General features: G+C 63.6%; 23 protein-coding genes, 2 tRNA genes, 1 other RNA gene and 1 riboswitch. Of the genes, 4 read left to right on the top strand and 22 right to left on the bottom strand.

Annotated features, from left to right (window positions below):
* Positions 1 to 74: 74 nt before the first annotated feature.
* The gene (locus FURADRAFT_RS06940; protein WP_008953424.1) at positions 75 to 974 is read right to left on the bottom strand and encodes a DMT family transporter; all 900 of its coding nucleotides are present in this window, start codon (positions 972 to 974) and stop codon (positions 75 to 77) included.
* A gap of 132 nt (positions 975 to 1,106) precedes the next feature.
* Here FURADRAFT_RS06940 and FURADRAFT_RS06945 point away from each other — a divergent pair, with 132 nt between their 5' ends.
* Complete coding sequence (locus FURADRAFT_RS06945; RefSeq protein ID WP_008953425.1) at positions 1,107 to 1,886, top strand: AraC family transcriptional regulator; 780 nt, start codon at positions 1,107 to 1,109, stop codon at positions 1,884 to 1,886.
* A gap of 56 nt (positions 1,887 to 1,942) precedes the next feature.
* Here the strand turns inward: FURADRAFT_RS06945 and FURADRAFT_RS06950 are convergent.
* From FURADRAFT_RS06950 to FURADRAFT_RS06980, 8 genes are all read right to left on the bottom strand, one after another.
* A tRNA-Phe gene (locus tag FURADRAFT_RS06950) sits at positions 1,943 to 2,018 on the bottom strand.
* A 46-nt stretch (positions 2,019 to 2,064) separates the two neighbouring features.
* Positions 2,065 to 2,140 (bottom strand) — tRNA-Phe (locus tag FURADRAFT_RS06955).
* A gap of 153 nt (positions 2,141 to 2,293) precedes the next feature.
* A complete protein-coding gene (maiA, locus tag FURADRAFT_RS06960; protein WP_008953426.1) occupies positions 2,294 to 2,944 on the bottom strand; it encodes a maleylacetoacetate isomerase in 651 nt (216 codons plus the stop codon).
* Positions 2,937 to 3,920 (bottom strand): fumarylacetoacetate hydrolase family protein, encoded by a 984-nt coding sequence (locus tag FURADRAFT_RS06965; protein WP_008953427.1) that lies wholly within the window; start codon positions 3,918 to 3,920, stop codon positions 2,937 to 2,939. Before FURADRAFT_RS06965 ends, maiA begins: the two co-directional genes overlap by 8 nt.
* A gap of 46 nt (positions 3,921 to 3,966) precedes the next feature.
* Positions 3,967 to 4,042, bottom strand: a non-coding RNA gene (locus tag FURADRAFT_RS20105) — sX9 sRNA.
* A 62-nt stretch (positions 4,043 to 4,104) separates the two neighbouring features.
* Positions 4,105 to 5,235 (bottom strand): homogentisate 1,2-dioxygenase, encoded by a 1,131-nt coding sequence (locus FURADRAFT_RS06970; RefSeq protein WP_008953428.1) that lies wholly within the window; start codon positions 5,233 to 5,235, stop codon positions 4,105 to 4,107.
* A 237-nt stretch (positions 5,236 to 5,472) separates the two neighbouring features.
* Entirely contained in the window at positions 5,473 to 6,555 is a 1,083-nt protein-coding gene (gene hppD / locus FURADRAFT_RS06975; protein ID WP_008953429.1) for a 4-hydroxyphenylpyruvate dioxygenase, read from the bottom strand.
* 77 nt (positions 6,556 to 6,632) lie between these two features.
* Positions 6,633 to 7,418: a phenylalanine 4-monooxygenase gene (locus FURADRAFT_RS06980; RefSeq protein ID WP_008953430.1), complete on the bottom strand. Its 786-nt coding sequence runs from the start codon at positions 7,416 to 7,418 to the stop codon at positions 6,633 to 6,635.
* Between the two features lie 171 nt (positions 7,419 to 7,589).
* On the opposite strand from FURADRAFT_RS06980, the gene FURADRAFT_RS06985 reads away from it, so the two are divergent.
* On the top strand, positions 7,590 to 8,069 hold the full coding sequence (locus FURADRAFT_RS06985) for an Lrp/AsnC family transcriptional regulator (RefSeq protein WP_008953431.1): 480 nt from the start codon (positions 7,590 to 7,592) through the stop codon (positions 8,067 to 8,069).
* Positions 8,070 to 8,223: 154 nt separating this feature from the next.
* On the opposite strand, the gene FURADRAFT_RS06990 is transcribed toward FURADRAFT_RS06985, so the two are convergent.
* From FURADRAFT_RS06990 to metK, 4 genes are all read right to left on the bottom strand, one after another.
* A complete protein-coding gene (locus tag FURADRAFT_RS06990; RefSeq protein WP_008953432.1) occupies positions 8,224 to 8,781 on the bottom strand; it encodes a TIGR00645 family protein in 558 nt (185 codons plus the stop codon).
* 10 nt (positions 8,782 to 8,791) lie between these two features.
* Positions 8,792 to 9,628, bottom strand: a complete 837-nt coding sequence (gene metF, locus FURADRAFT_RS06995; RefSeq protein WP_008953433.1) for a methylenetetrahydrofolate reductase [NAD(P)H] — start codon at positions 9,626 to 9,628, stop codon at positions 8,792 to 8,794.
* Positions 9,629 to 9,868: 240 nt separating this feature from the next.
* A complete protein-coding gene (ahcY, locus tag FURADRAFT_RS07000) occupies positions 9,869 to 11,281 on the bottom strand; it encodes an adenosylhomocysteinase (protein WP_008953434.1) in 1,413 nt (470 codons plus the stop codon).
* Between the two features lie 64 nt (positions 11,282 to 11,345).
* Positions 11,346 to 11,416, bottom strand: a riboswitch (S-adenosyl-L-homocysteine riboswitch).
* A 177-nt stretch (positions 11,417 to 11,593) separates the two neighbouring features.
* Positions 11,594 to 12,763 carry a methionine adenosyltransferase gene (gene metK / locus FURADRAFT_RS07005; protein ID WP_008953435.1) on the bottom strand — a complete coding sequence of 390 codons (1,170 nt, stop codon included), beginning with the start codon at positions 12,761 to 12,763 and terminating at the stop codon, positions 11,594 to 11,596.
* 79 nt (positions 12,764 to 12,842) lie between these two features.
* Here metK and FURADRAFT_RS07010 point away from each other — a divergent pair, with 79 nt between their 5' ends.
* Both FURADRAFT_RS07010 and FURADRAFT_RS07015 read left to right on the top strand, forming a co-directional pair.
* On the top strand, positions 12,843 to 13,730 hold the full coding sequence (locus tag FURADRAFT_RS07010) for a lysophospholipid acyltransferase family protein (protein ID WP_008953436.1): 888 nt from the start codon (positions 12,843 to 12,845) through the stop codon (positions 13,728 to 13,730).
* A 9-nt stretch (positions 13,731 to 13,739) separates the two neighbouring features.
* Positions 13,740 to 14,606 carry a lipid A biosynthesis lauroyl acyltransferase gene (locus FURADRAFT_RS07015; RefSeq protein ID WP_008953437.1) on the top strand — a complete coding sequence of 289 codons (867 nt, stop codon included), beginning with the start codon at positions 13,740 to 13,742 and terminating at the stop codon, positions 14,604 to 14,606.
* 378 nt (positions 14,607 to 14,984) lie between these two features.
* Here the strand turns inward: FURADRAFT_RS07015 and FURADRAFT_RS07020 are convergent, their stop codons facing one another.
* From FURADRAFT_RS07020 to nuoG, 9 genes are read right to left on the bottom strand one after another with little or no spacing between them, the layout of a single operon-like run.
* Positions 14,985 to 15,281 (bottom strand): DUF2818 family protein, encoded by a 297-nt coding sequence (locus tag FURADRAFT_RS07020; protein ID WP_008953438.1) that lies wholly within the window; start codon positions 15,279 to 15,281, stop codon positions 14,985 to 14,987.
* 9 nt (positions 15,282 to 15,290) lie between these two features.
* Positions 15,291 to 16,745, bottom strand: a complete 1,455-nt coding sequence (nuoN, locus tag FURADRAFT_RS07025) for an NADH-quinone oxidoreductase subunit NuoN (protein ID WP_008953439.1) — start codon at positions 16,743 to 16,745, stop codon at positions 15,291 to 15,293.
* Positions 16,746 to 16,763: 18 nt separating this feature from the next.
* Complete coding sequence (locus FURADRAFT_RS07030; RefSeq protein WP_008953440.1) at positions 16,764 to 18,257, bottom strand: NADH-quinone oxidoreductase subunit M; 1,494 nt, start codon at positions 18,255 to 18,257, stop codon at positions 16,764 to 16,766.
* 42 nt (positions 18,258 to 18,299) lie between these two features.
* Positions 18,300 to 20,351: an NADH-quinone oxidoreductase subunit L gene (gene nuoL / locus FURADRAFT_RS07035; protein WP_008953441.1), complete on the bottom strand. Its 2,052-nt coding sequence runs from the start codon at positions 20,349 to 20,351 to the stop codon at positions 18,300 to 18,302.
* 34 nt (positions 20,352 to 20,385) lie between these two features.
* Positions 20,386 to 20,691, bottom strand: a complete 306-nt coding sequence (gene nuoK, locus FURADRAFT_RS07040; RefSeq protein WP_008953442.1) for an NADH-quinone oxidoreductase subunit NuoK — start codon at positions 20,689 to 20,691, stop codon at positions 20,386 to 20,388.
* Positions 20,692 to 20,717: 26 nt separating this feature from the next.
* Positions 20,718 to 21,362: an NADH-quinone oxidoreductase subunit J gene (locus FURADRAFT_RS07045; RefSeq protein ID WP_008953443.1), complete on the bottom strand. Its 645-nt coding sequence runs from the start codon at positions 21,360 to 21,362 to the stop codon at positions 20,718 to 20,720.
* 9 nt (positions 21,363 to 21,371) lie between these two features.
* Positions 21,372 to 21,851: an NADH-quinone oxidoreductase subunit NuoI gene (nuoI, locus tag FURADRAFT_RS07050; RefSeq protein WP_198019650.1), complete on the bottom strand. Its 480-nt coding sequence runs from the start codon at positions 21,849 to 21,851 to the stop codon at positions 21,372 to 21,374.
* 28 nt (positions 21,852 to 21,879) lie between these two features.
* On the bottom strand, positions 21,880 to 22,929 hold the full coding sequence (nuoH, locus tag FURADRAFT_RS07055; protein WP_008953445.1) for an NADH-quinone oxidoreductase subunit NuoH: 1,050 nt from the start codon (positions 22,927 to 22,929) through the stop codon (positions 21,880 to 21,882).
* Positions 22,930 to 25,287: an NADH-quinone oxidoreductase subunit NuoG gene (nuoG, locus tag FURADRAFT_RS07060; RefSeq protein WP_008953446.1), complete on the bottom strand. Its 2,358-nt coding sequence runs from the start codon at positions 25,285 to 25,287 to the stop codon at positions 22,930 to 22,932.
* Position 25,288: the final 1 nt, after the last annotated feature.

The following is a 25,288-nucleotide window of genomic DNA, read 5'->3' on the forward strand; positions in this document are numbered from 1 at the left end:
CTCAAAACCCCGTCACACGTGACGGGGTTTTTTTATTGCCGGCGGGCAGGCCCGTCGAGCGAGATCACGCCGGCTCAGGCGCGACGCAGGTTGACCAGCACGATGCCGGCAAACACCAGCAACGCGCCGACGAGAAAACGCGGGTCGAGCGGTTCACCCAGCAGCAGCACGCCGAATGCCACGCCGAACAGCGGCGTCAGGAAGGAGAAGGCCGACAGGCGCGACGCCAGGTAACGGCGCAACAGCCAGAACCAGGCAAGGAAGCTGGCAAACGCCACGATCACGCCCTGAAACAGCAGGCTGGCCCAGGCGATCGGGCTCATCTGCAACGTCGCCCACTGCCCCGTGCCACCACCCAGCGCCAGCAGCAGCACCGAGGCCACGGTGAGCTGGTACAGCAAGGTCTGGGACGGAGACGCCTCGGACAGGCTGGAAGCGCGCACCACGATGGTGGTAGCTGCCCAGAGCAATCCCCCCAGCAGACCCAGCGCATCGCCCAGCAGCATGCGCCCCCACTCCCCCTGCCCGCTCAGTCCGTTGGAAAAGGCCAGCGCAATGCCGGCGAACGCCAGCCCCACCCCGCCCCACTGCGCCCGCCCCAGATGTTCGCCCTTGACGCGCCAGTGCAGGCCCAGCGCGGTAAAGATCGGCGCCGAATAAAGAAACACCACCATGTGCGAGGCACTGGTATAGATCAGCCCGACCGAGACGCACAGGAATTCGCCGGCAAACAACGCGCCAGCCACCAGCCCGGCACGAAGCCGGCCGTCGCGCAGGGAGAAGCGCTCCCGGCGCCAGCACATCAGGGCCCCCACCAACAGGGCGGCGAGCAGGGAGCGCAAGCCGATCTGCATGATGGGACTGACGGCACTGGCCGCCAGTTTGACGGCCACCTGCTGCATTCCCCAGCACAGACAGAGCAGCAGCATCGATCCGGCGGCGAGGCCATCCAGCGGTTTGCGAGCGGTCGACATGGGAGTTCCGATTCTCAAAGTCATGGTCGGGGCGCGAAAGCACCGGCCCCGATGAAGATGACCCGATTGTAGCGATGGCGGTTTACAATCAAATAACGAATTTCCGACAACCCATAGGGAGTTTTGGACAATATGGCGCGTCGCCGACAACTGCCGCCCCTGCTCGAACAGCTGACTCAGCCGGTATCCTTCCGCGTGGTGCACCTGGAGGGCGCCAGCGAGTACCCCCCGCACCGCCATGCGGCGGGGCAGTTCGTCTATTCGTTCAGCGGGGTGCTGGAGGTGGGGATGGCTGGGCGTCACTACCTAGCGCCCCCGCAGTACGGCATCTGGATTCCGCCACAGCTGGAACACGTGGCGAGCAACCGCTACGAGGCGAGCTACTGCTCGCTCTATCTGGAGCCGGCGCAGTGTGCCGACTTGCCACGGGAAGCGTGTACCCTGGCGATCAACCCCTTGATACAGGCCATTCTCGACACTCTGCGGCGAGGGCAGCTGGAATACCCCCGCACCGAGCGTGAGGGGCGTCTGTTCCAGGTACTGCTCGACCAGCTGGCGGAGAGCCCATGCCACGACAGCTACCTGCCGATGTCGGACGACCCGCAGCTGGGCAAGGTATTGCATGCCCTGCAGCAGCAGCCGGGGGACACGCGCTCGCTGGCAGCGTGGGCCGGCGAGGTGCACAGCACCGAGCGTACGCTGTCGCGGCGCTGCCATCGCGATCTGGGGATGTCCTTCAGCGCCTGGCGGCAACGGCTCAAGGTATTGCAGGCGATTGCCCTGCTGGAAGACGGGCGCCCGGTGCAGGACACCGCGCTGGAACTGGGTTATAGCAGCGCGTCGGCCTTCATCGCCATGTTCCAGCGCCTGATGGGACTGACACCCGAGGAATACCGCCGACAGTGGCGTTGAATGCAGGTCGGAAACGAAAAAGCCCGAACGATGACGTTCGGGCTTTTTCTTGAATCTGGTGGCCAATCTCGGAATCGAACCAAGGACACGCGGATTTTCAATCCGCTGCTCTACCAACTGAGCTAATTGGCCATGAAAACACAGTTTGCCGATCGTTGTTACCACAGGAAGAATCGAGTGGTGGCCAATCTCGGAATCGAACCAAGGACACGCGGATTTTCAATCCGCTGCTCTACCAACTGAGCTAATTGGCCCCGATCCGGCTAACTGCGCCGTCAGAGATCAGCATTAAAGCAGATGCATGACATGGCCGTCAAGCCCTAATGCGAGAAAGTCATGCAAATGGCGATCGCATGAAAAACGGCCAGACATGGCCGTACCGGCCATTCCAATGCGCTTTGCCGCGCTCAGGCCGGCGGCGTGTCGGGCTGACGCGACGGGTGAGCGGCGGCGAAGGCCGGCAGCCGCTCCAGCGCCTCGCCCACGGCGACCAGCCGTGGATACGGCGCCAGATCGACGGCGAAGCGCCGTGCGTTGAACAGCTGCGGTACCAGGCACACGTCGGCCAGCGTGACATTGTCGCCGACGCAATAGCTGCCGGCCGTGTCCGCCAGCAGACGCTCCAGCGCGGCAAAGCCTTGCGTGATCCAGTGCCGGTACCATTCATTGCGCGACTCGTCTCCGACGCCGAGTTCGCCCTTGAGGTAATTCAGCACCCGCAGGTTGTTGAGCGGATGGATATCGCAGGCGATGGACTGGGCGATGGCGCGGGCGCGGGCGCGCGCCACCGGCTCCAGCGGCAGTAGCCGCGGCGTGTCGGGGTAGGCTTCGTCGAGGTATTCGCAGATCGCCAAGGACTGCGTCAGCAGCACGCCGTTGTCGGACAGCGCCGGGACCAGTCCCTGCGGGTTGAGCGCCAGGTAGGCGGCGCCCTGCTGCTCGCCCTTGACCAGGCTGACCGGCGCCTGGATGTAGTCCAGCTCCTTCAGGTTGAGCGCGATGCGTACCCGGTAGGCGGCGCTGGAACGGAAATAGTCGTACAGGATGCGCTCAGTCATGCGCCACCACCGTCTGTTCGATGGCGCCGAACACGCTGGCGCCGCTGGCGTCGTGCATCTCGATGCGCACCGTGTCGCCCACCTTCATGAACGGGGTGCGCGCCTCGCCGCTGTCGATGATCTCGATCATGCGCTGCTCGGCGAGGCAGCAGCTGCCGACGCGGCGGTCGTGGTTGGACACGGTGCCGGAGCCGACGATGGACCCGGCGCAGAGGGCACGGGTCTTGGCGACATGGGCCACCAGCTCGGGAAAGCCGAACTGCATCTCGACGCCGGCATCGGGCTCGCCGTAACGCCGCCCGTTGTAGTCGACCAGCAGCGGCAGGTGCACCTTGCCTTCGTGCCAAGCCTCGCCCAGCTCGTCCGGGGTCACCGCCACCGGCGAGAAGGCGGTGGCCGGCTTGCTCTGGAAGAAGCCGAAGCCCTTGGCCAGCTCGCTCGGGATCAGGTTGCGCAGCGTGACGTCGTTGACCAGCATCAGCAGGCGGATGGCGCGGCCGCAGGCCTCGACGCCGGCGCCGAGGGCCACGTCGCCGGTGATCACCGCCACCTCGCCTTCGAAGTCCAGCCCCCACGCCTCGTCGCGCAACGGGATCGGCGCGCACGGCGGCAGGAAGTTGTCCGAGCCGCCCTGGTACATCAGCGGGTCGAGGTAGAAGCTGTCCGGCACGGTGGCGCCGCGCGCCTTGCGCACCAGCTCGACATGGTTGAGGTAGGCGCTGCCGTCGGCCCACTGGTAGGCGCGTGGCAGCGGGCTATGGCAGCGCGTGGGGTCGAAGGCCTCGATGCCGGCGGCCTCGCCGCGGTTGAGCGCCTGGTAGACCTGTTGCAGTTGCGGTTCGACGACATTCCAGTCGTCGAGCGCCGCTTGCAAGGTGTCGGCAATGTGTGGCACGGCGACGGCGCGGGACAGGTCGTGGCTGACGACCATCAACTGGCCGTCGCGGGTGTGGTTCTGATAGGTGGCGAGTTTCATCGGTGGGTTCTCGTCTTGCTCGTTGTCCGGACATAGACTCGGAAGCGGCTCTCAAAGTGTAACGAGCGGTCGTCAGCGAGGGGCGGCTGGAGCTCAGGAACCGGAATGGACACGTAGTCCATGAGGATTCCGAGCACCTACCAACCCGAGATCACGGCCGCGCAGTAACTTTGGGGGCGGCTTCTCAGGCCTTGGGTTTCCAGCTGTCGACATAGCCGCTCCATTCCACGCCGGCCATCCCCTCGCCCTGCTCCAGCGCGTCGCGCGCGTCGATCATCACCGCCACTTCGTCGGTGAATGTCTTCGGATCGCTCATCGCCTTGGCGAACGCCTTGGGGTGCGGGCCGTGGGTGAAGCCGGCGGGGTGGAAGGTCAGCATGCCGGGCTTGATGTTGTCGCGGCTGAAGAAGTCGCCGGCGTGGTAGAAGATCACTTCGTCGTAGTCGTCGTTGTTGTGATAGAACGGCACCTTCAGCGCGCCGGGATCGGATTCGATCGGGCGCGGCACGAAGGTGCAGATCACGAAACGCTCGGCGACGAAGGTGCTGTGTGCCGACGGCGGCAGGTGGTAGCGGTGCGACATCAGCGGGCGGATGTCGCGCCAGTTGATGCGGCATACCGCCAGGTTGCCGTGCCAGCCGATGGCGTCGAGCGGGTTGAACGGGTAGGTCACGGTGGAGAGCGCGCCGCGGCGCTTGATCACCACCTGCCATTCGTCCTCGCTCTGCTGGGCGCGGAAGGCATCGTCGATCTGCGCCATGTCGAGCATGGCTTCGTCGAAGATGGCGTGCGGCCCGACCAGGCCCTTGTCCGGCAACTGGTAGGCGCCGTTGGTGGCCTCGATCAGCAGCATGGTGGTGCGCGCGGCCGGTTCGATGCGCCAGCTGGTCGAGCGCGGGATCAGGAGGTAGTCGCCGTCGCGGTAGCTGAGGTGGCCGTAGTCGCAGAACAGCTCGCCCGAGCCTTCGTGGATGAACAGCACGTCGTCGCCGTCGCCGTTGCGGAACAGCGCCGGCATGGCCTGGTCGACGCTCCAGAGGCGGAAGTCGCAGTGGGCGTTCTGCAACACCGACGCCGCCTCGAACGGCATGCCGCCCTGCTGCGGCAGCTCGTTCAGGTCGAAGGCGCGCGGACGCAACGGCCCTTCCCAGGCGCTCCAGGCGGTGGGCGGGTGCTGATGGTGCAGGTGGGAGGCCGGACCGAAGAAGCCGCTGCGGCCGACTTCGCGTTCGTAGATGCCCTCGGCCGGCAGGTCGGCGTGGGCCTGGCGCGAGACGGTGCCCTCGCGGTGCGGAAAGCTGATCCATTTGCGCATGATGCAATTCCTGTGTGGTATGACACGGGCTTCGGCCAACCTTCAAGGTTGGCCGAAAGGCAACGCTTGGCGGCGCGGAACGGGGGCAAGCAATCGCCCCACAGGGATTCCCTGCGCTCATTGCCGCGCCTCGCAGCCGATTCGCCCCAAAAGGGTAGCAAGGCTGAGCCGTAGCAATGGTACGGCGAGCCTCATCGGGCCGGCCTCGCAGGGCACAGCCGATTCAGTCCCCCGTTCTCAGTCGGCCTTCAGCACGCCGCGCTTGATCTGGTCTTCCTCGATCGACTCGAACAAGGCCTTGAAGTTGCCCTCGCCGAAGCCTTCGTTGCCCTTCCTCTGGATGATCTCGAAGAAGATCGGGCCGATCACCGTCTCGGTGAAGATCTGCAGCAGGATGCCGGCGCCGTCCACCGGCGCACCGTCGATCAGGATGCGGTTCTTGCGCAGCCGCTCCAGGTCTTCGCCGTGGCCCGGCACGCGCGCGTCGGTCCGGTCGTAGTAGCTGTCCGGGGTATCGAGGAAACGCGTGCCGGCGGCCTTCAGCGTTTCCACCGTGTGGTAGATGTCGTCGGTGGACAGCGCGATGTGCTGGATGCCCTCGCCGTGGTAGGCGCGCAGGAATTCCTCGATCTGGCTCTTGTCGTCGGACGACTCGTTGATCGGGATGCGGATCTTGCCGCACGGGCTGGTCATCGCGCGCGACACCAGCCCGGTCAGCTTGCCCTCGATGTCGAAGTAGCGGATTTCCTTGAAGTTGCCGATGCCTTCGTAAAAGCCGGCCCACTTGTCCATGTTGCCGCGCATCACGTTGTGGGTGAGGTGGTCGATCTCCTTCAGCCCCACGCCGACCGGGTGCTGGTCGACGCCCGGCAGCGGCACGAAATCGACGTCGTAGATGTTGTGCTCGGCGCCGTAGCGGTCGACGAAGTACAGGGCCGAACCGCCGATGCCCTCGATCGCCGGGATGTTCAGTTCCATGCAGCCGATCGGGCGCTCGTACGGGTCGCCGCCATGCGCCAGCGCGTAGTCGTAGGCGCGGGCGGCATCCTTCACGCGCCAGGCCATGGCGCAGGCCGACGGCCCGTGCACCTTGCCGAACTCGCTGGCGGGCTGGGTGCGCTCGCCGTTCAGAATGAAGTTGATGTCGCCCTGGCGGAACAGCCGCACGTTCTTGCTGCGGTGGCGGGCGATCTCGGTGAAGCCCAGCGACAGGAACAGCTGGCGCAGATGCTCCAGCTCCTCTTCCTGCGGCGCGGTGAACTCGACGAACTCGAAGCCGTCGGTGGCGAGCGGGTTGCCGGTCAGGCTTTCCATCTTCATTGCGGGTTTCTCCTCTGTTTTACTTCAGGGGCCCTCTACTGGGGCCATCCGGGTGGGTGTGGGGCAATCAGTCGCGCTCAGGCCAGACCGTTCTGTTCGGTCCAGCGCGCGAATTCGTGTTCCAGCTGATCGAAACTGTCGATCACGAACAGCTGGTCCTGCATGTGCCAAATGTCGTACGGCGTGTCGGCGACCAGGCCGATGTCGAAATCGACCTTGCGCGTCTGCTCCGACAGGCTGTAGAGCACCTCGTTGGGCGAGGACAGGATGCCGGCACCGTAGATGCGCAGGCCTTCCGGATTGCGGATCAGGCCGAACTCCACCGTGTACCAGTAGATGCGCGGCAGCCAGACGCGGCCCGGGTGCTCACTCTCGAAGGCCTTGACGCCGGCGCGGCCGAAGCGCTCGAAGAACGAGGCGAAGCGTGGATTGGAGAGCAGCGGCGCGTGGCCCAGCAGGTCGTGGAACATGTCCGGCGCCGGGGTATAGCCGATCTCCTCGGGCTTGCGGATGAAGTCGGTGGAGGGGAAGATGCGCTGCGCCAGGAGCTCGAAGAACTCCTTGTCGGGGACGATGCCGTCGACCCGGGTCAGGCGCCAGCCGGTGGCGTCCTCTATACGGTCGCTGATATCGGCCAGGCGCGGGATATGCTCCTTGGGGAAGTCGATCAGCGCGAGCCCGGCCAGGAACTCGTTGCAGGCCCGCCCCGGCAGCACCGCCCACTGGTTGGCCAGCAGCGTGGCCCACGTATGGTTCTCGATGTCGGTGTAATCCGGCACCACGGCCCGGTGAATGTCCAGTTCGGACGGCAAGGCAGACAACTGCATGTCCGCGCGTTCAAGCGCCGCATCGGCGGTGTACATGGCATGCTCTCCTCGGTAAACAATCTGCAGTGGTCTGACGCCACTGTTAAAATGCAACATGCTTCCAAGCTCATTTTAGGCAATTTGCTTCGCAATTTCCTTGCAAAGAAACCCAAAAAATACTAATAACTAAAATAAAATTTTACTCTTAAGCGAAAATACGAGAACAAAATGCCAGACATGACACTAGACAAGACAGATTTGCGCATCCTGGCCGAACTCCAGCTCAACGGTCGTCTGAGCAACGTCGAGTTGGCCGAACGCATCGCGCTCTCCCCCTCGCCCTGCCTGCGCCGCCTCAAACAGCTGGAGGAGTCCGGGGTAATCCGCCAGTACGTGGCGCTGCTCGACCCGGCGCGCATCGGCCTCGGTCTGCAGGCCTTCGTGCGCGTGATGCTGGAGAAGCGCGGCAACCTGGATCTGTTCATCGATGCCGTGCAGCGCTGGCCGGAAGTTATCAACTGCTACGCCATGACCGGCGAGATGGACTACCTGCTGCAGGTCTACTTCGAGGACATGGAGCACTTCTCCCGCTTCGTGATGGACCAACTGCTGCAACAGCCGGGCATCCAGGACGTCAAGTCGAGCTTCGTGCTGAAGGAATTCAAGCGCACCGCCGCCCTGCCGCTCGACCACCTGAAAGGCGGCTGAGCAGGGCGCGTCGCGGGCTCGCCGCCCGGCTGCCCAGCCAGGCCGGCGGTGGCGTCTGACGTCGGCAGACGGGCGCAAGCGCGTGGAGAGCGATTCCCTGCCCCTGCTCCGGGATGAAAAAACGGCCCCGCGGGGCCGTTTGCTTATGAGGCGTTCAGTGCTTGTTGCTGTGCACGGTGGAGTACAGCAGCTTGTCGGTGTAGGCGATCGCCGCCGCCGACACCAGGAAGGCCAGATGCAACAGCAACTGCCACTTGATGGTGTGTTCCGGCAGCTGGCTGGCGTTGATGAAGGTCTGCAGCAGATGGATCGACGAAATACTGATGATGGCCATCGACAGCTTCACCTTCAGCACCGAGGCGTTGACGTGATCCAGCCACTCCGGCTGATCCGGATGGTTGTCGATGCGCAGCCGCGACACGAACGTCTCGTAGCCGCCCACCGTCACCATCAGCAGCAGGTTCGCGATCATCACCACGTCGATCAGCGCCAGCACCGACAGCATGATCTCGGTTTCGGTCAGCACCGGCAGATTGTGCAGCAGCTCCCACAGCGAGGACAGGAACTTCCAGGCGTACACCCCCTGCACCACGATCAGGCCGAGGTAGATCGGCAGCTGCAGCCAGCGGCTCCAGAAGATCACCTGCCCGAGGCGCGATTTGCGCGCCTCGCTCGCGTGCCGGGCGTCCACCAGGGTCGAGGTCTCGTTCAACGTCGCCCCCTCACAGCCCCAGGCGTTGCCAGATGGTCGAGACGATGCCGGCCTGGTTCAGGGTGTAGAAGTGCAGGCCAGGGGCGCCGCCCGTCAGCAGGCGGTCGCACAGCTCGGTCACCACGTCGAGGCCGAGGGCTCGGATCGAGGCGGTGTCGTCGTAGTAGGCCTGCATGCGCAGGCGCAACCAGCGCGGCACTTCGGCGCCGCACATGTCGGAGAAGCGGCACAGCTGGCCGAAGTTGGCGATCGGCATGATGCCCGGCACGATCGGGATGTCCACGCCGCGCGCCTGCACCTCGTCGACGAAGCGGAAGTAGGCGTCGGCGTTGAAGAAATACTGCGTCATCGCCGAATTGGCGCCGGCCTGCACCTTGCGCACGAAGTTGTTGAGGTCGTCCTCGGCGGAGCGCGCCTGCGGGTGAAACTCCGGGTAGGCGGCGACTTCGATGTGGAAATGATCGCCATGCTCGGCGCGGATGAACGCCACCAGCTCGTTGGCATAGCGGAACTCGCCGGCCTCGCCCATGCCGGACGGCAGGTCGCCGCGCAGCGCCACGATGTGGCGGATGCCGTGGCTGCGGTACTCGTTGAGAATGGCGCGGATGTTGTCGCGGGTGGAGCCGATGCACGACAGATGCGGTGCGGCGGCGTAGCCCTCGTTGCGGATCTCCAGCACCGTCCCCAGCGTGCCCTCGCGCGTGGTGCCGCCGGCGCCGAAGGTGACGGAGAAGAACTCGGGCTTGAACTGCGCCAGCTGCTGACGCGTGGTACGCAGCTTGGCGATGCTTTCCGCCGTCTTGGGCGGGAAAAACTCGAAACTGAAGGTACGCGGCTTGGTGCTCATGATCTGATCTCTGTCGCCGCCCCGTGCCAAGGTTGGCCGAAGCGGTCGTTATTCCCGGATAGTTTCGTTTGCTGCCATGGCAAGTCTATTTCACCCGGCGGCCCAGCCCAAGTAAGGCTCGTTCGGTGCAGGCCACGGCGGGTGGCGGACCTCACCAGCCCGGGCTCGGGCAGCAGCAATAGACCCACGGCACTAGACGAGAAAGGCGGGCTGCCCTGCCCGCCCTTCATCGTCCCGACATCAATAGCGATAGTGCGCCGGCTTGTACGGGCCTTCCTTCGGCACGCTGATGTAGTCGGCCTGCTGCTGGGTCAGCTCGGTCAGCTTGACGCCGATGCGCTCCAGATGCAGGCGCGCCACCTTCTCGTCCAGGTGCTTAGGCAGCACGTACACTTCTTTGCCGTACTTCTCGCCGTGCTGGAAGATTTCCATCTGCGCCAACACCTGGTTGGTGAAGCTGTTCGACATCACGAAGCTCGGGTGGCCGGTGGCGCAGCCCAGGTTCACCAGGCGGCCTTCGGCCAGCAGGATGATGCGGCGGCCATCCGGGAAGATGATGTGGTCGACCTGCGGCTTGATGTTCTCCCACTGGTACTGGCGCAAGCTGGCGACTTCGATCTCGCTGTCGAAGTGGCCGATGTTGCAGACGATGGCGTTGTTGCGCATCTTCACCAGATGATCGTGGGTGATCACACCGACGTTACCGGTGGTGGTGACGAAGATGTCACCCTGGTTGCACACGTCGTCCATGGTCACCACGCGGTAGCCTTCCATCGCCGCCTGCAGGGCGCAGATCGGATCGATCTCGGTCACCCACACGGTGGCGCCGAGGCCGCGCAACGATTGCGCGCAGCCCTTGCCCACGTCGCCGTAGCCCAGCACCACGGCGATCTTGCCGGCGATCATCACGTCGGTGGCGCGCTTGATGCCGTCCACCAACGATTCGCGGCAGCCGTACAGGTTGTCGAACTTGGACTTGGTCACCGAGTCGTTGACATTGAACGCCGGGAACGGCAGGCGGCCTTCCTTCTGCAGCTGGTACAGGCGATGCACGCCGGTGGTGGTCTCCTCGGTCACGCCCTTGATGTGCTTGAGGCGCTTGGAGTACCAGTTGGCATCCTGTTCCAGATAACGGGCGATGGCGGCGTACAGCGCCACTTCTTCCTCGTTGGTCGGCTTGGCGATCAGCGAGCGGTCGCTCTCGGCGCGCGCGCCCAGCATCAACAGCAGCGTGGCGTCGCCGCCGTCGTCGAGGATCATGTTGGCCGGTTCGTTTTCCGGCCATTCGAAGATCTTGTGCGAGAATTCCCAGTACTCGTCGAGCGACTCGCCCTTGAAGGCGAACACCGGGATGCCGGCGGCGGCGATGGCGGCGGCGGCGTGGTCCTGGGTCGAGAAGATATTGCACGACGCCCAGCGCACGTCGGCGCCCAGGGCCACCAGGGTCTCGATCAGCACGCCGGTCTGGATCGTCATGTGCAGCGAACCGGCGATGCGCGCGCCCTTGAGCGGCTTGCTGTCGCCGTATTCGGCGCGCAGCGCCATCAGGCCCGGCATTTCGGTCTCGGCAATCGCCAGTTCCTTGCGGCCCCAGGCGGCCTGGGCCATATCGGCAACGTAGAAATCGGTAAAGGTATCAGCCACAGCGTTCATCAAGAACTCCACGATGTGGCCGGTGGGATGCGGCTCACCCGCAAACCCGTCCGGCACGGGGTTATGAGGGTGAGCGCCGTTGATGCGGAAACCGAGCCTGGGAGGGAACAGCCTCTCGCAGCGCTCCTCGGTTTAGCCCGCCATTGTACCCGTAAAACACTCCGGCCGAACAGGGAGGCGCCGGCACTGCAGCGGCGACACCACACCCGCCAACGGGGCTAGCCGAGCAGGCCGGCCGCCAGTTCCCCCTCCTCCACGCATAAAAAAAGCGGGCACACGGCCCGCTCTTGGCATCGGAACATCCGCTCCGGATTACAGCCCGGCGTCGGCGCGCAGCGCCTCGGCCTTGTCGGTGCGCTCCCAGGTGAATTCCGGCTCCTCGCGGCCAAAGTGGCCGTAGGCGGCGGTCTTGCCGTAGATCGGACGCAGCAGGTCGAGCTGCTGAATGATGCCCTTCGGGCGCAGGTCGAAGTGACGCTTGACCAGTTCCACGATCAGCTCGTTCGGGACCTTGTTGGTGCCGAAGGTGTCGACCGAGATCGAAGTCGGTTGCGCCACGCCGATGGCGTAGCTCACCTGGATCTGGCACTGGCGCGCCAGCCCGGCGGCGACGATGTTCTTCGCCACGTAGCGGCCGGCGTAGGCGGCCGAGCGGTCCACCTTGGACGGATCCTTGCCGGAGAACGCGCCACCGCCGTGCGGCGCGGCACCGCCGTAGGTGTCGACGATGATCTTGCGGCCGGTCAGTCCGCAGTCGCCCTGCGGGCCGCCGATGACAAAGCGGCCGGTCGGGTTGATCAGGAAACGGGTCTCGGCGGTCAGCATCTCCGGCGGCAGCACCGGCTTGACGATATCCTCGATCACCGCCTCGGTCAGTGCCTTGTGGTCGATGTCCGGCGCGTGCTGGGTCGACAGCACCACGGTATCGATGCGCTTGGGCAGGCCGGTCTCGGCATCGTAAACGCAGGTGATCTGGCTCTTGGCGTCCGGGCGCAGCCACGGCAGGCGGCCGTCCTTGCGCAGTTCGGCCTGGCGCTGCACCAAGCGGTGCGCGTAGTAGATCGGGAACGGCATCAGCGTCGGGGTTTCGTCGCAGGCGTAGCCGAACATCAGGCCCTGGTCGCCGGCACCCTGGTCGAGGTCGAGGCCCTGGCCTTCGTTGACGCCCTGTGCGATATCGGGCGACTGCTTGTCGTAGCCGACCAGCACGGCGCAGCCGCGGTAGTCGAAGCCCATATCGGCGTTGTCGTAGCCGATGCGCTTGACGGTCTCGCGTGCGATCTTGATGTAGTCGACGTTGGCGGCCGTGGTGATCTCGCCCGCCAGCACCACCAGGCCGGTGTTCACCAGCGTTTCGGCCGCAACGCGTGCGTGCTTGTCTTCGCGCAGGATGGCGTCGAGGATGGCGTCGGAGATCTGGTCGGCTACTTTGTCCGGATGTCCTTCGGACACCGATTCAGAAGTAAACAGGTATTCGCTCATTGATTTTTCATTCCCGGAGAAAGCCTAAAACTGAAGGATGATAAAATAGGCCGATTCCACTTTTCATTCTGAACCCGTCATGGCAACGTTGGTCCATTTTCTGCTATCCCTCCTCGCGCGGCTGCCACTGTCGTGGCTGCAAGGGCTGGGGGCCTGCCTGGGACGGCTTACCTATCATCTGTCCCCCCGCTTCGCGGCGAGACTGGAGGAAAATCTTAGGTCAAGTCAAATCGGCAAAAGTTATCAGGTTTTCCAAGACTTAGTCAAACAATCCGCAGCCGAAACCGGCAAGGGCACGCTGGAACTGGCCATCGCCTGGTGCCGCGAGCCGGACGACATCGCCGCCATGGTACGCCACTGCAACGGTTGGGAACACGTCGAGGCCGCGCTCGCCGCCGGCCACGGCATCGTGTTCGTCACTCCGCACCTGGGCAGCTACGACATCGCCGGGCGCTACATCAGCTCGCGCCTGCCGTTCCCGCTCACCGCCATGTACCGCCCGCCCAAGCTCGCCTGGCTGGAGCCGGTGATGCAGGCCGGGCGCTCGCGCGGCAAGGGCAAGACGGCACCCGCCACCGGCGCCGGCGTGCGCGTGCTGATGAAGGCACTGAAAGCCGGTGAAGCCACCATCATCCTGCCCGACCAGGTGCCGGGCAACGGTGAGGGAGTCTGGGCGCCGTTCTTCGGCCAACCTGCCTACACCATGACGCTGGTTCCACGCCTGGCGCAGGTCTCCGGTGTCGAGGTGCTGCTGTTCACCGGCGAGCGCCTGCCCAAGGGAGCCGGTTTTGCGGTGCACATCGAGCCGCTGCCGGAAGCCTTCAGCGGCGACAAGGAGCAGGATGCCGCCACGCTCAACCGCGCCGTCGAGAACCTGATCCGCCGCTACCCTGCCCAGTATCTGTGGAGTTACAACCGTTACAAATGCCCCGCCGGCGTCACCCCGCCGGCCCCGCAACAAGGATAACAAGCAACAATGAAGATCGTTTTTGCCCTGCTGTGGCTGCTCCGTCTGCTGCCGATGTGGCTCATCGGCGCGCTCGCCTGGCTGCTCGGCAGTCTCGCCTACGCTTTGGCGCGCGAACGGCGCCGCGTCGGCCTGATCAACCTGCGCCTGTGCTTTCCCGACATGTCGCTGGCCGAGCGCAAGCGCCTGATCCGCCGCAACTTCCAGCACATGATACGACTGGCACTGGAGTACGGCGTGTGCTGGTGGAGTTCGGCCGAACGCATCCGCAAGCTGGTCACCGTGAAGAACCTGCAATACGTCACCGACCTGCGCGCCAAAGGCGAGGACGTCATCCTGTTCTACCCGCACTTCGTCGCCTTCGAGATGGGTGCCTACCGCATGAACCAGGACATCCCGCTGGTCAGCGTCTACTCGCACCAGAAAAACCGCGAACTCGACGCCCAGATCTACAAGGGCCGCCAGCGCTACGACAACTGCTACATCGTGTCGCGCCAGGAAAGCCTGCGTTCGATCATCAAGGCGATGCGCCAGGACCACGCGCCCTTCCTCTACCTGCCCGACCAGGATTTCGGCCCGCGCGACTCGCTCTTCGTGAAATTCTTCGACACCGACGCCGCCACCATCCCCGGCCTGTCGCGCATCGCCAAGCTCGCCAAGGCACACGTGGTCCCGGTCATCGCGCGCCGCGTCGGCAACCGCTTCGAGCTCGAATACTACCCGCCCTGGGAAAACTACCCGACCGACGACGTCGAAGCCGACACCCGGCGCATGAACGCCTTCCTCGAGGAGCGCATCCGCGAGATACCCGACCAGTATTTCTGGCTGCACAAGCGCTTCAAGACCCGCCCGGCGGGGCAGTCGCGTTTCTACTGAGCCATACTCCCGCCCCTCACCAAGCCGACCCCATGGTTCGGCTTTTTTTACGGCCCCAGCACTCCGTAGCACGCGATGGTGCCCGAGCCGTCTTCCATCTCGACCGCGAAGGTCGATTGCAGGGCCACGGCCACGCTCGCTGCCCCCCCCCCCCGGCAAACCCGCGCAGACCACGCGCCGCAATCCCCCCGGCCCCGCACGACGCCGCCAACGCCGAAACAGCCGTTGTTACATCGCCACCCGACCCTTCCTGCCCGGCAGGACGCCAGCCGAGTCGTGGCCAGAGAGCTGAAGCCAATCGCCCCCTCACCCCAGCTCGGCCCGGAAAAGAAAAAACCCGACTGCGTACAGTCGGGTTTTTCTCGGAGGCGGAACGGCTCAGCTGCGGCGCCTCTTCCAGAAGTAACGGTAGACAAAGCCCGGGAAGCCAAACACCAGGAACAAGGCCGCCGTGGTGGCGTAGAACTGCCAGTTCTGGCTGTGCACCGGCATCTGGCGGCCTTCCAAAAAACGGGCCAGCAGGCCGACCAGGAAGAACAGCACCACCAGCTCAAGTAGCCGCCAGCCGGCATGCTTTGACTCGACCTTGATCACGCCGGCAATGCGCGGCATGAAAAAGGGCAGATTGGCTGCCAGCACGGCAACCAGCAATACGGTGGCGACGCTGCTCTCCACGATGACTCCTTACAGGACGGTCAGCGACTGCTTCATCGCCTCGACGCAGATTTCGATCAGGCGCTCCGGGAGCACGCCCAGCACCAGCAGGGCCAGAGCGTTGAGCGACAGCACCAGCTGCATGTCGCCACGCACCACGATCGGGCTCGTGTCCTGTACCTCGTCGAAGTACATGTGCTTGACCACGCGCAGGTAATAGAAGGCGCCGATCAGCGACATCGCCACGGCGAACACCGCGAGCTTGACCAGACCGATATCGACGATGGCCTTGATCACCGCGAACTTGGCGTAAAAGCCCACCAGCGGCGGAATACCGGCCAGCGAGAACATCGTCAGCAGCATCAGGGCGGCGTACCAGCTGTTGCGGCTGTTCAGCCCCTTCAGGTCTTCCAGTTTGTCGCACTCGAAACCGGCGCGCGACAGCGCCATGATGACGCCGAAGGAAGCCAGCGTGGTCAGCACGTAGGTGACAGCGTAGAACAGCGCCGAAGAATAGCCCTGTTCGTTGCCGGCCAGGAGACCCAGCAGCAGGAAACCCATGTGCGAGATGGTCGAATAGGCCAGCATGCGCTTGAGGTTGGTCTGCGCGATGGCGGTGATGTTGCCGATCGCCATCGACAGCACGGCCATGATCGCCAGCATGCTCTGCCAGTCGCCGGTCAACCCGTCCAGACCCTGCACCAGGATGCGGAAGATGAACACGAAGGCCGCCAGCTTCGGCGCCGCGCCGATCATCAGCGTGATCGCGGTCGGCGAGCCCTGATAGACGTCCGGAATCCACATATGGAACGGCACCGCACCCAGCTTGAACGCCAGACCAGCCACCAAGAACACCAAGCCGAACACCAGCAGCAGCTGGTTGGCCGAACCACCGTGGATGGACTTGGCGATGGCGGCGATTTCCAGCGTGCCGGTCGCGCCGTACACCATCGACATGCCATACAGCAGCAGACCGGAAGCCAGCGCGCCCAGCACGAAGTACTTCATGGCCGCTTCGGTCGCCGGCACCGAGTCACGCTGCAGCGCGATCAGCGCGTACAGCGACAGCGACAGCAGTTCCAAGCCCATGTACAGCGACAGGAAGTGGCTGGCAGACACCATCACGTTCATGCCGAACAGCGCGAACAGCGCCAGGGTGAAGAACTCACCCTTGAACATGTCGCGGTCAGCGGCGTACTGGCGCGAATACACCAGGATCATCGCGGTCGCGCCGTACATCGCCAGTTTCACCAGCGAGGCCAGCGGATCGGCCACGAACATGTTGGACAAGGTGTACTGCGCGTACGGCTCGAACGTATACACCTGCAGCGCGGCCGTACCGGCCAGGGTCAGCAGACTGAGGCCGTAGGTAATGCCGCGCTTGGCATCCGAAATAAACAGATCGAGCAACAGGATGACCGACAGTGCCGAGATCAGGAAGATCTCGGGCATCACCGGTACCAGATTCAAATCAGCCCAATTCATTGTGGTTTCCTTGTGGCCTTACAGCTTGCTTTGCGCTACATGCGCGATCAGGTCGTTCACCGACAGGTGCATCTTGGAGACGAAAGCCTGCGGGTAGAGACCCATGCCCAGTACCGTGATAGCCAGGATGGCCAGCACCAGGAACTCGCGCTTGTTCACATCCTTCATCTCGGCGACGTGGCTGTTGCCGATATCACCGAAGATCACCCGCTTGTACATCCACAGCGTGTAGGCCGCGCCGAAGATCAGCGTGGTGGCGGCCAGCGCCGCGTACCAGAAGTTCACCTGCACCGCGCCCAGGATCACCATGAACTCGCCGACGAAGCCGGAGGTGGCCGGCAGACCGGAGTTAGCCATGCCGAACAGCATCATGAAGGCAGCGAAGATCGGCATCTTGTTGGCCACGCCGCCGTAGTCGGCGATGTTGCGGCTGTGCAGACGGTCGTACATCACGCCGATGCAGAAGAACATCGCGGCCGACACGAAGCCGTGCGACACCATCTGCACCAGCGCGCCTTCGACGGCCCACTGGTTCATGTTGGTGCCGAGGAACATGAACATGCCCAGGGTCACGAAGCCCATGTGCGAAATCGACGAGTAGGCCACCAGCTTCTTCATGTCGGACTGCACCAGCGCCACCAGGCCGATGTACACCACCGCCACCAGCGACAGCGCCACCATCACCCAGGCCAGTTCGCGCGAAGCGTCCGGCAAGATCGGCAGGGCAAACCGCAGGAAGCCGTAGGCACCGAGCTTCAGCGTGATCGCCGCCAGCACCATCGAACCGCCGGTCGGCGCTTCAACGTGGGCGTCCGGCAACCAGGTGTGCACCGGCCACATCGGCACCTTCACCGCGAACGACAGGAAGAAGGCGACGAACAGCAGCATCTGCACGCTCAGGGCGATCTTCATGTCGTGGAAGGCTAGGATCTCGAAGGTCTTGCCGGCGTGAAAGTACATGTAGATGAACGCCACCAGCATCAGCAGCGACCCCAACAGGGTGTACAAGAAGAACTTCACCGACGCGTACACGCGGCGCGGACCACCCCAGACACCGATGATCAGGTACATCGGGATCAGCATCGCCTCGAAGAACACGTAGAACAGCATGGCATCGAGGGAGGCGAACGAGCCGTTGATCAGGCCGGACATGATCAGGAACGCGGCCATGTACTGCGCCACGCGCTTCTCGATCACTTCCCAGCCCGCCAGCACCACCATCAGCGTGGTGAAGCTGTTGAGCACGATGAACAGCATCGAGATGCCATCCACGCCCAGGTGGTAGTTGATGTTGAGCGCCTGGATCCACGGCCGCATTTCTTCAAACTGCATGCCGCCGTTGAGGTCGTTGAAGCCGGTATACAGCGGCAGCGACACCAGGAAGCCGGCCAGCGACCCGGCCAGGGCCAGCCAACGGGCCAGCGGTGCACGCTGGTCCCCTCCCGTTGTCAGCACCAGCAACCCGGCCACGATCGGTGTCCAGATCACCAGACTTAACAGATTAGTGAACATAGTCAAAACCTAAGTTGTTATTCAATTCCAGTGTATCGACCATCAGCGCAGGATGATCCCGGCGAACCACAGGGTCATCAGCCCCAGCACGCCGATGATCATCGTGGTGGCGTAGCTGTAGATGAAGCCGGTCTGCAGCTTGCGGGTCAGGCGGGAGAAGACGCCGACCAGCTTGGCCGTCCCGTTCACCATCAGGCCGTCGATCAGCAGCATGTCACCCACTTTCCAGAACAGGGTGCCCAGCGCGCGCGCACCTTTGGCAAACAGGTTGAAGTACAGATCGTCCAGGTAGTACTTGTTTTCCAGCACCTTGTGCACGGCGCTGAACTGCTGCTTGATGGCCGCCGGAATCTGCGGCGCCTTCAGGTAGAAGAACCAGGCCACCACCACGCCGGACAGCGCCAGCCAGAACGGCAGCGTGCTCAGCGCGTGGACCGCCATCGCCACCGGACCGTGGAATTCTTCGGCCAACTCGTGCATGCCCGGGTGCTTCAGCGCATCGATGGTGATCGCGCCCTTGAAGAAGTCGCCGAACAGCAGTGGTTCGATGGCGAAGAAGCCGATCAGCACCGACGGGATCGCCAGCGCCAGCAGCGGCAGCGTCACCACCCACGGGCTCTCATGCGGCTTGTCGTTCGGGCCCAGGCCGTGGTGGTGATCGGTCGACGGCTCCTCGTCGTCATGATCGTCGTCATGGCCGTGGTGCGCGCCATGGTTCTCCATCCAGCGCTCCTTGCCGTGGAACACCAGGAAGTACATGCGGAAGGAGTAGAACGCGGTCACGAACACACCGATGATCAGCGCCCAGTAGGCCACGCCGGCGAACGGCAGATGCGAGGCGGCCACGGCTTCGATGATCGAGTCCTTCGAGTAGAAGCCCGAGAAGAACGGCGTGCCGATCAGCGCCAGCGAGCCTATCAGCGAGGTGATCCAGGTGATCGGCATGTACTTGCGCAGGCCGCCCATGTTGCGCATGTCCTGGTCATGGTGCATGCCCATGATCACCGAACCCGCGCCGAGGAACAGCAGGGCCTTGAAGAAGGCGTGGGTCATGACGTGGAACATCGCGGCCGAGTAGGCGGAGGCACCCAGCGCCACGGTCATGTAGCCCAGCTGCGACAGCGTGGAGTACGCCACCACTTTCTTGATGTCGTTCTGCACGATGCCCAGGAAGCCCATGAACAGCGCGGTAATGGTGCCGGAGATCATCACGAAGTTCAGCGCGGTATCCGACATCTCGAACAGCGGGCTCATGCGCGACACCATGAACAGACCGGCGGTCACCATGGTCGCGGCGTGAATCAGCGCCGAAATCGGGGTCGGGCCTTCCATCGAATCGGGCAGCCACACGTGCAGCGGGAACTGTGCCGATTTACCCATCGCGCCGACGAACAGCAGGATGCAGGTCACGGTCATCAGCGACCATTCGACGCCCGGGAAGATCTGGATGGTCTTGTTGGCCAGCGCCGGCGCGGCGGCGAACACGTCGTTGTAATTCAGCGAGCCGCCAAAGTGAGCCAGCACCAGGCCGATACCCAGCAGGAAGCCGAAGTCACCCACGCGGTTGACCAGGAAGGCCTTCAGGTTGGCGAAGGTCGCCGTCGGTCGCTTGAACCAGAAGCCGATCAGCAGGTAGGACACCAGGCCCACCGCCTCCCAGCCAAAGAACAACTGGATGAAGTTGTTGCTCATCACCAGCATCAGCATCGAGAAGGTGAACAGCGAGATGTAGCTGAAGAAGCGCTGGTAGCCCGGGTCTTCCTGCATGTAGCCGATGGTGTAGATATGCACCATCAGCGATACACAGCTCACCACCACCATCATCATGGCGGTCAGCTTATCCACCAGGAAACCGACCGCATACTCGTGGCCACCGACGGTCAGCCAGGTGTACACCGAGCCGTTGAAGACTTCCGTCTGACCGGAGATGAAGCCGGACAGCACCTTGAGCGACAGGACCGCCGAAACGGCCACCCCCAGAATGGTCACGACGTGTGAGGCACGACGTCCGATGGCCCATCCAAACAAGCCCGCTATGAGAGACCCGGCCAGCGGCGCGAGTGCAATCAGCAGGTATAAGCTTTTCATATCCATGCTTTGTGCTTTGTAGTTTGGTATCCGGTTTGTCTTAGCCCTTGAGGCTGCCCAAGTCTTCGACGTTGATGGTCTGCAGATTGCGGAACAGCACCACCAGGATCGCCAGACCGATGGCAGACTCAGCGGCCGCCACGGTCAGGATGAAGAAGACGAAAATCTGCCCTGCCGTATCCGACAGGTAATGCGAGAACGCGATGAAGTTGAAGTTCACCGCGAGCAGCATCAGCTCGATAGCCATCAGGAGAACGATCACGTTCTTCCTGTTCAGAAAGATGCCCAGCACACTGATAGCAAACAGGATTGCGGCCAGCACCAGGAAGTGAGTCAGCGTCAGCACGTTTCCTCCCTTATGTTGTTCGGCCGTCAGGCCTGTTGATCAGCGGACTCGGCTTCAGCAACCGGTTCCGAACGTTTTACGGCAGCCATCTTCACCAGGCGTACACGGTCGTCGCGACGAACCACGACCTGATCGCCGGGATTCACGAACTTGGTGTCCTTGCGCTTGCGCATGGTCAGCGCGATCGCAGCCACCATGCCGACCAGCAGCACTACGGCGGCCAGTTCGAACGGCCACAGGTAGGTGGTATAGATCAGGCGGCCCAGTTCGCGGATGTTGCTGGCGTCAGCCGCCAGCGGCGCAGCACCCTTGTAGCTGCCGAGGCTGGCTTCCGGGCTCATCAGGATCAGCACCATCTCGCCGACCATGATCAGACCGACCGTACCGGCCAGAGGCGCATTCTTCCAGAAGCCTTCACGCAGCTTCTCGAAGTTGATGTCGAGCATCATCACCACGAACAGGAACAGCACCATCACCGCGCCGACATAGACCAGCACCAGCGAAATAGCGAGGAACTCCGACTCCAGCAGCAGCCAGTGGCCGGCGCTGGTGAAGAACGCCAGCACCAGATACAGCGCGGCGTGCACCGGGTTCTTGGCCGTAATGACGCGGAGCCCGGCGAAGATCAGGATCGCCGACAGCACATAGAAAACGACGGTAGGAAAACTCATCACACCCCCTTAGCGATACTTGGCATCAGCCGCCTTGCGGGCGGCAATCTCGGACTCGTACTTGTCACCGATGGCCAGCAGCATGGGCTTGGTGTAGTAGAGGTCGCCACGCTTTTCGCCGTGATACTCGAAAATGTGGGTTTCCACGATGGCATCCACCGGACAGGCCTCTTCGCAGAAGCCGCAGAAGATGCACTTGGTCAGATCGATGTCGTAGCGCGAGGTACGGCGGGTGCCGTCGTCACGCTGCTCCGACTCGATGGTGATCGCCATCGCCGGGCAAACCGCCTCGCACAGTTTGCAGGCGATGCAGCGCTCTTCACCGTTGGCGTAGCGGCGCTGGGCGTGCAGGCCACGGAAGCGAGGCGACAGCGGCGTCTTCTCTTCCGGGAACTGCACGGTAATCTTGCGTGCGAAGAAGTGACGACCCGTCAACATCAGGCCCTGCACCAACTCCACCAGCAAGAACGTTTTGAAAAAATTGCGAATCGTATCCATGCTCTTCACCTAACCCGTATCAGTTCCAGAGCGTCAACGGGCTCATCATCCACACGCCGACGACAAATACCCAAACCAGCGTGACCGGAATGAACACCTTCCAGCCCAGACGCATGATCTGGTCGTAGCGGTAACGCGGGAAGGTCGCGCGGAACCACAGGAAGCAGAACAGAACCAGCGAGATCTTCAGCGCCATCCAGATGAAGCCGGAGGCTCCGAGCACACCCCACGATGCCGGGAACGGCGACAGCCAGCCCCCCAGGAACATCAGCGAGGTCATTGCCGCGACCAGAATCATGTTGGCGTATTCGGCGAGGAAGAACACGGCAAAGGCCATGCCAGAATATTCCACGTGGAAACCAGCCACGATCTCGGACTCACCCTCGGCCACGTCGAACGGGGCGCGGTTGGTCTCGGCGACACCGGAGATCAGGTAGACGATGAACAGCGGGAACAGCGGCAGCCAGTTCCACGACAGCGCCGAGCCACCGGCCACGCCATGCCCCTGTTGGTTGACGATGTCGACCAGGTTCAGGCTGCCGCTCACCATCAGCACGCCCACCAGGGCGAAGCCCATGGCGATTTCGTACGACACGATCTGTGCCGCCGAACGCAGCGCGCCCAAGAACGAATACTTCGAGTTGGCGGCCCAGCCGGCGATGATCACGCCGTACACGCCCATCGAGGTGATGGCCATGATATACAGCAGCGAGGCGTTGGTATTCGCCAGCACCAGCTTGTCGGTGAACGGCACCACCGCCCAGGCGGCCAGCGCCGGACCGATCGACAGCACCGGCGCCAGCAGGAACAGGCCCTTGCTGGACTGGGTCGGGAGAATGATCTCCTTCAGCAGCAGCTTGATGCCGTCGGCCAGCGGTTGCAGCAGGCCGAAGTAGCCGACCCGGTTCGGGCCGATACGCACCTGCATGTAACCGATCACCTTGCGTTCGGCCAACGTGAGGTAGGCCACCGCACCCATCATCGGCGCCACGATGGCGACGATCTTGAGCAGGGTCCACACGGTGAGCCCCGCCTCATTGCCAAGAATGCCTTGCAAGAACTCCATCATTTACCCCTGCTTGATCTCGATCGGGTCAAACATGCCGCCCAGTACGATGGTGGTCGGATGCGCGGTGGCCAGGCGTACGACGCCGGCCGGCAGCGCAGCGTCGGCCTCCAGCGCCACACGCACCTGGCCCTCGCCCTGCTTCAGCACCACGACGGCGCCGGACTGCACGCCGGCGGCGTCCAGCACGCTCTGCGCCGCATGCGCCACCGGCACGGCGGCGGCACGCGTCGCCTGCAGCGACGAGGCGCGGCGGCAGATAGCATCGGCCTGGTACAGCGGCACTTCGCCGACGCGCACCAGCGCGGAGGCGGCGGGCTGCACGTTGGCCGAAACGGAGGCCAGCACATTGTTCAGGCTCGGTGCGATCTCGCCCTTGCCCTGCCATTCGGCACGGACTTCTTCGACACTGGTGTACTCGAAGCCGGACAGGCCGAGCATGTTGCCCAGCACGCGCAGCACCTTCCATGCCGGGCGCGCTTCACCCTGCGGGCGCACCACGCCGTTGAAGGTCTGCAGGCGGCCTTCCATGTTGACGAAGGAACCGGCGGTCTCAGAGAACGGCGCGATCGGCAGCAGCACGTCGGCGTAATCGAGCAGGCCCTCGGCCTTGAACGCGGTCAGCGCGATCACGGTCTCGGCCGACTTCATCGCGGCGACGGCGGCTTGCGGGTTGTAACTGTCGAATTCGACTTCGGTGTTCAGCAGCACGTAGGCCTTGCGCGGCTCGGCAATCATCTGCTGGGCGTTGAGACCCGCCGATACGGCGGCACCGAAGACACCGCGCGTCGGCACGGCACCGACCAGTTCGGCGCCAACGCTGTTGGCGGCCTCGGCCAGCACGCCGAAGCGGGCGCCGCTCAGACGGGCGATTTCCTGCGCCAGCGACAACAGTTCGGAGAACGCCGGATGATGTTGAGCGACGTTGCCCAGCACCACCGAAGCGGTCTCGGCGCCACACAGGCTATCGGCGATACGCTGCGCGTCGGCCGACACGGTCACCGCGGCCAGATCGATCGCACTCTCGCCCGACTTGATCGCCACCACGGCTTTCAGCACCTGGGCCAGCGCGTTCACCAGCGCCTGCGGCGAGACGATCAGCTTGGCGTTGAGCTTGGTCAGCAATGCGTCGTCGGCAACGTGGATGACATTGAGCTCGCTGCCCTTCTTCACCGCTTGGCGCAGACGCGAGGCCAAGAGCGGCTGCTCCTGGCGCTGCGTGCTGCCCACTACCAGCACGGACTTGGCCGAAGCCAGCTCGACGATGCTGGAGCCCAACCACAGCGCGCCCTGCTGGGCGGCGTCGGCGCGGAAATCGGAACGGCGCAGACGGTAGTCGACGTTGTTCACGCCGAAGCTGCGCGCCAGTTTCTGCACCATGAACAGTTCTTCGGTGGTGCTGTGCGGGCTGGCCAGCACGCCGATGGCGTCCTTGCCATGATCGCGAGACACGCCGTTCAGGCCCTTGACCACGTATTCCAGCGCGGTCTGCCAGTCGGCTTCGTGCCACTTGCCGTCGTGCTTGATCATCGGCTTCTGCAGACGCTCGGCACTGTTCAGGCCTTCGTAGGAGAAGCGGTCACGGTCGGCGATCCAGCATTCGTTGATGTCTTCGTTCTCGAGCGGCAGCACACGCATCACCTGGTTGCCCTTGACCTGAACGATCAGGTTGGCGCCGAGGCCGTCGTGCGGGCTTACCGACTTGCGGCGCGACAGCTCCCAGGCGCGGGTGCTGTAACGGAACGGTTTCGAGGTCAGCGCGCCGACCGGGCACAGGTCGATCACGTTGCCGGAAATTTCCGAATCCACGGTCTTGCCGAGGAAAGGCAGGATTTCCGAGAACTCGCTGCGGTTGGCCATGCCGATTTCCTGGAAACCGCCGATTTCCTCGGTAAAGCGCACACAACGGGTGCAATGGATGCAGCGGCTCATTTCCTCAGCGGAAACCAGCGGCCCCATGTCCTTGCCCACCACCACGCGCTTCTCTTCCTGGTAGCGCGAAGCGGAATTGCCATAGCCCACGGCGAGATCCTGCAGCTGGCATTCGCCGCCCTGGTCGCAGATCGGGCAATCCAGCGGGTGGTTGATCAGCAGGAACTCCATCACCCCGGCCTGGGCCTTCTTGGCCATGTCGGAGTGGGTGTGCACCTTCATGCCATCCGTCACCGGAGTGGCACAGGCCGGCAGCGGCTTGGGAGCCTTCTCTACCTCGACCAGGCACATGCGGCAGTTGGCCGCGATGGAGAGTTTCTTGTGGTAACAAAAGTGAGGGATGTACGTGCCCACCGAGTGGGCCGCATCCATGACGGTGCTTCCCTGCGGGACCGTCAGTTTCTTACCGTCGATTTCAATTTCAAGCATC

The organism is Pseudogulbenkiania ferrooxidans 2002 (assembly GCF_000174355.1).
Taxonomy (GTDB): Bacteria; Pseudomonadota; Gammaproteobacteria; order Burkholderiales; family Chromobacteriaceae; genus Pseudogulbenkiania; species Pseudogulbenkiania ferrooxidans.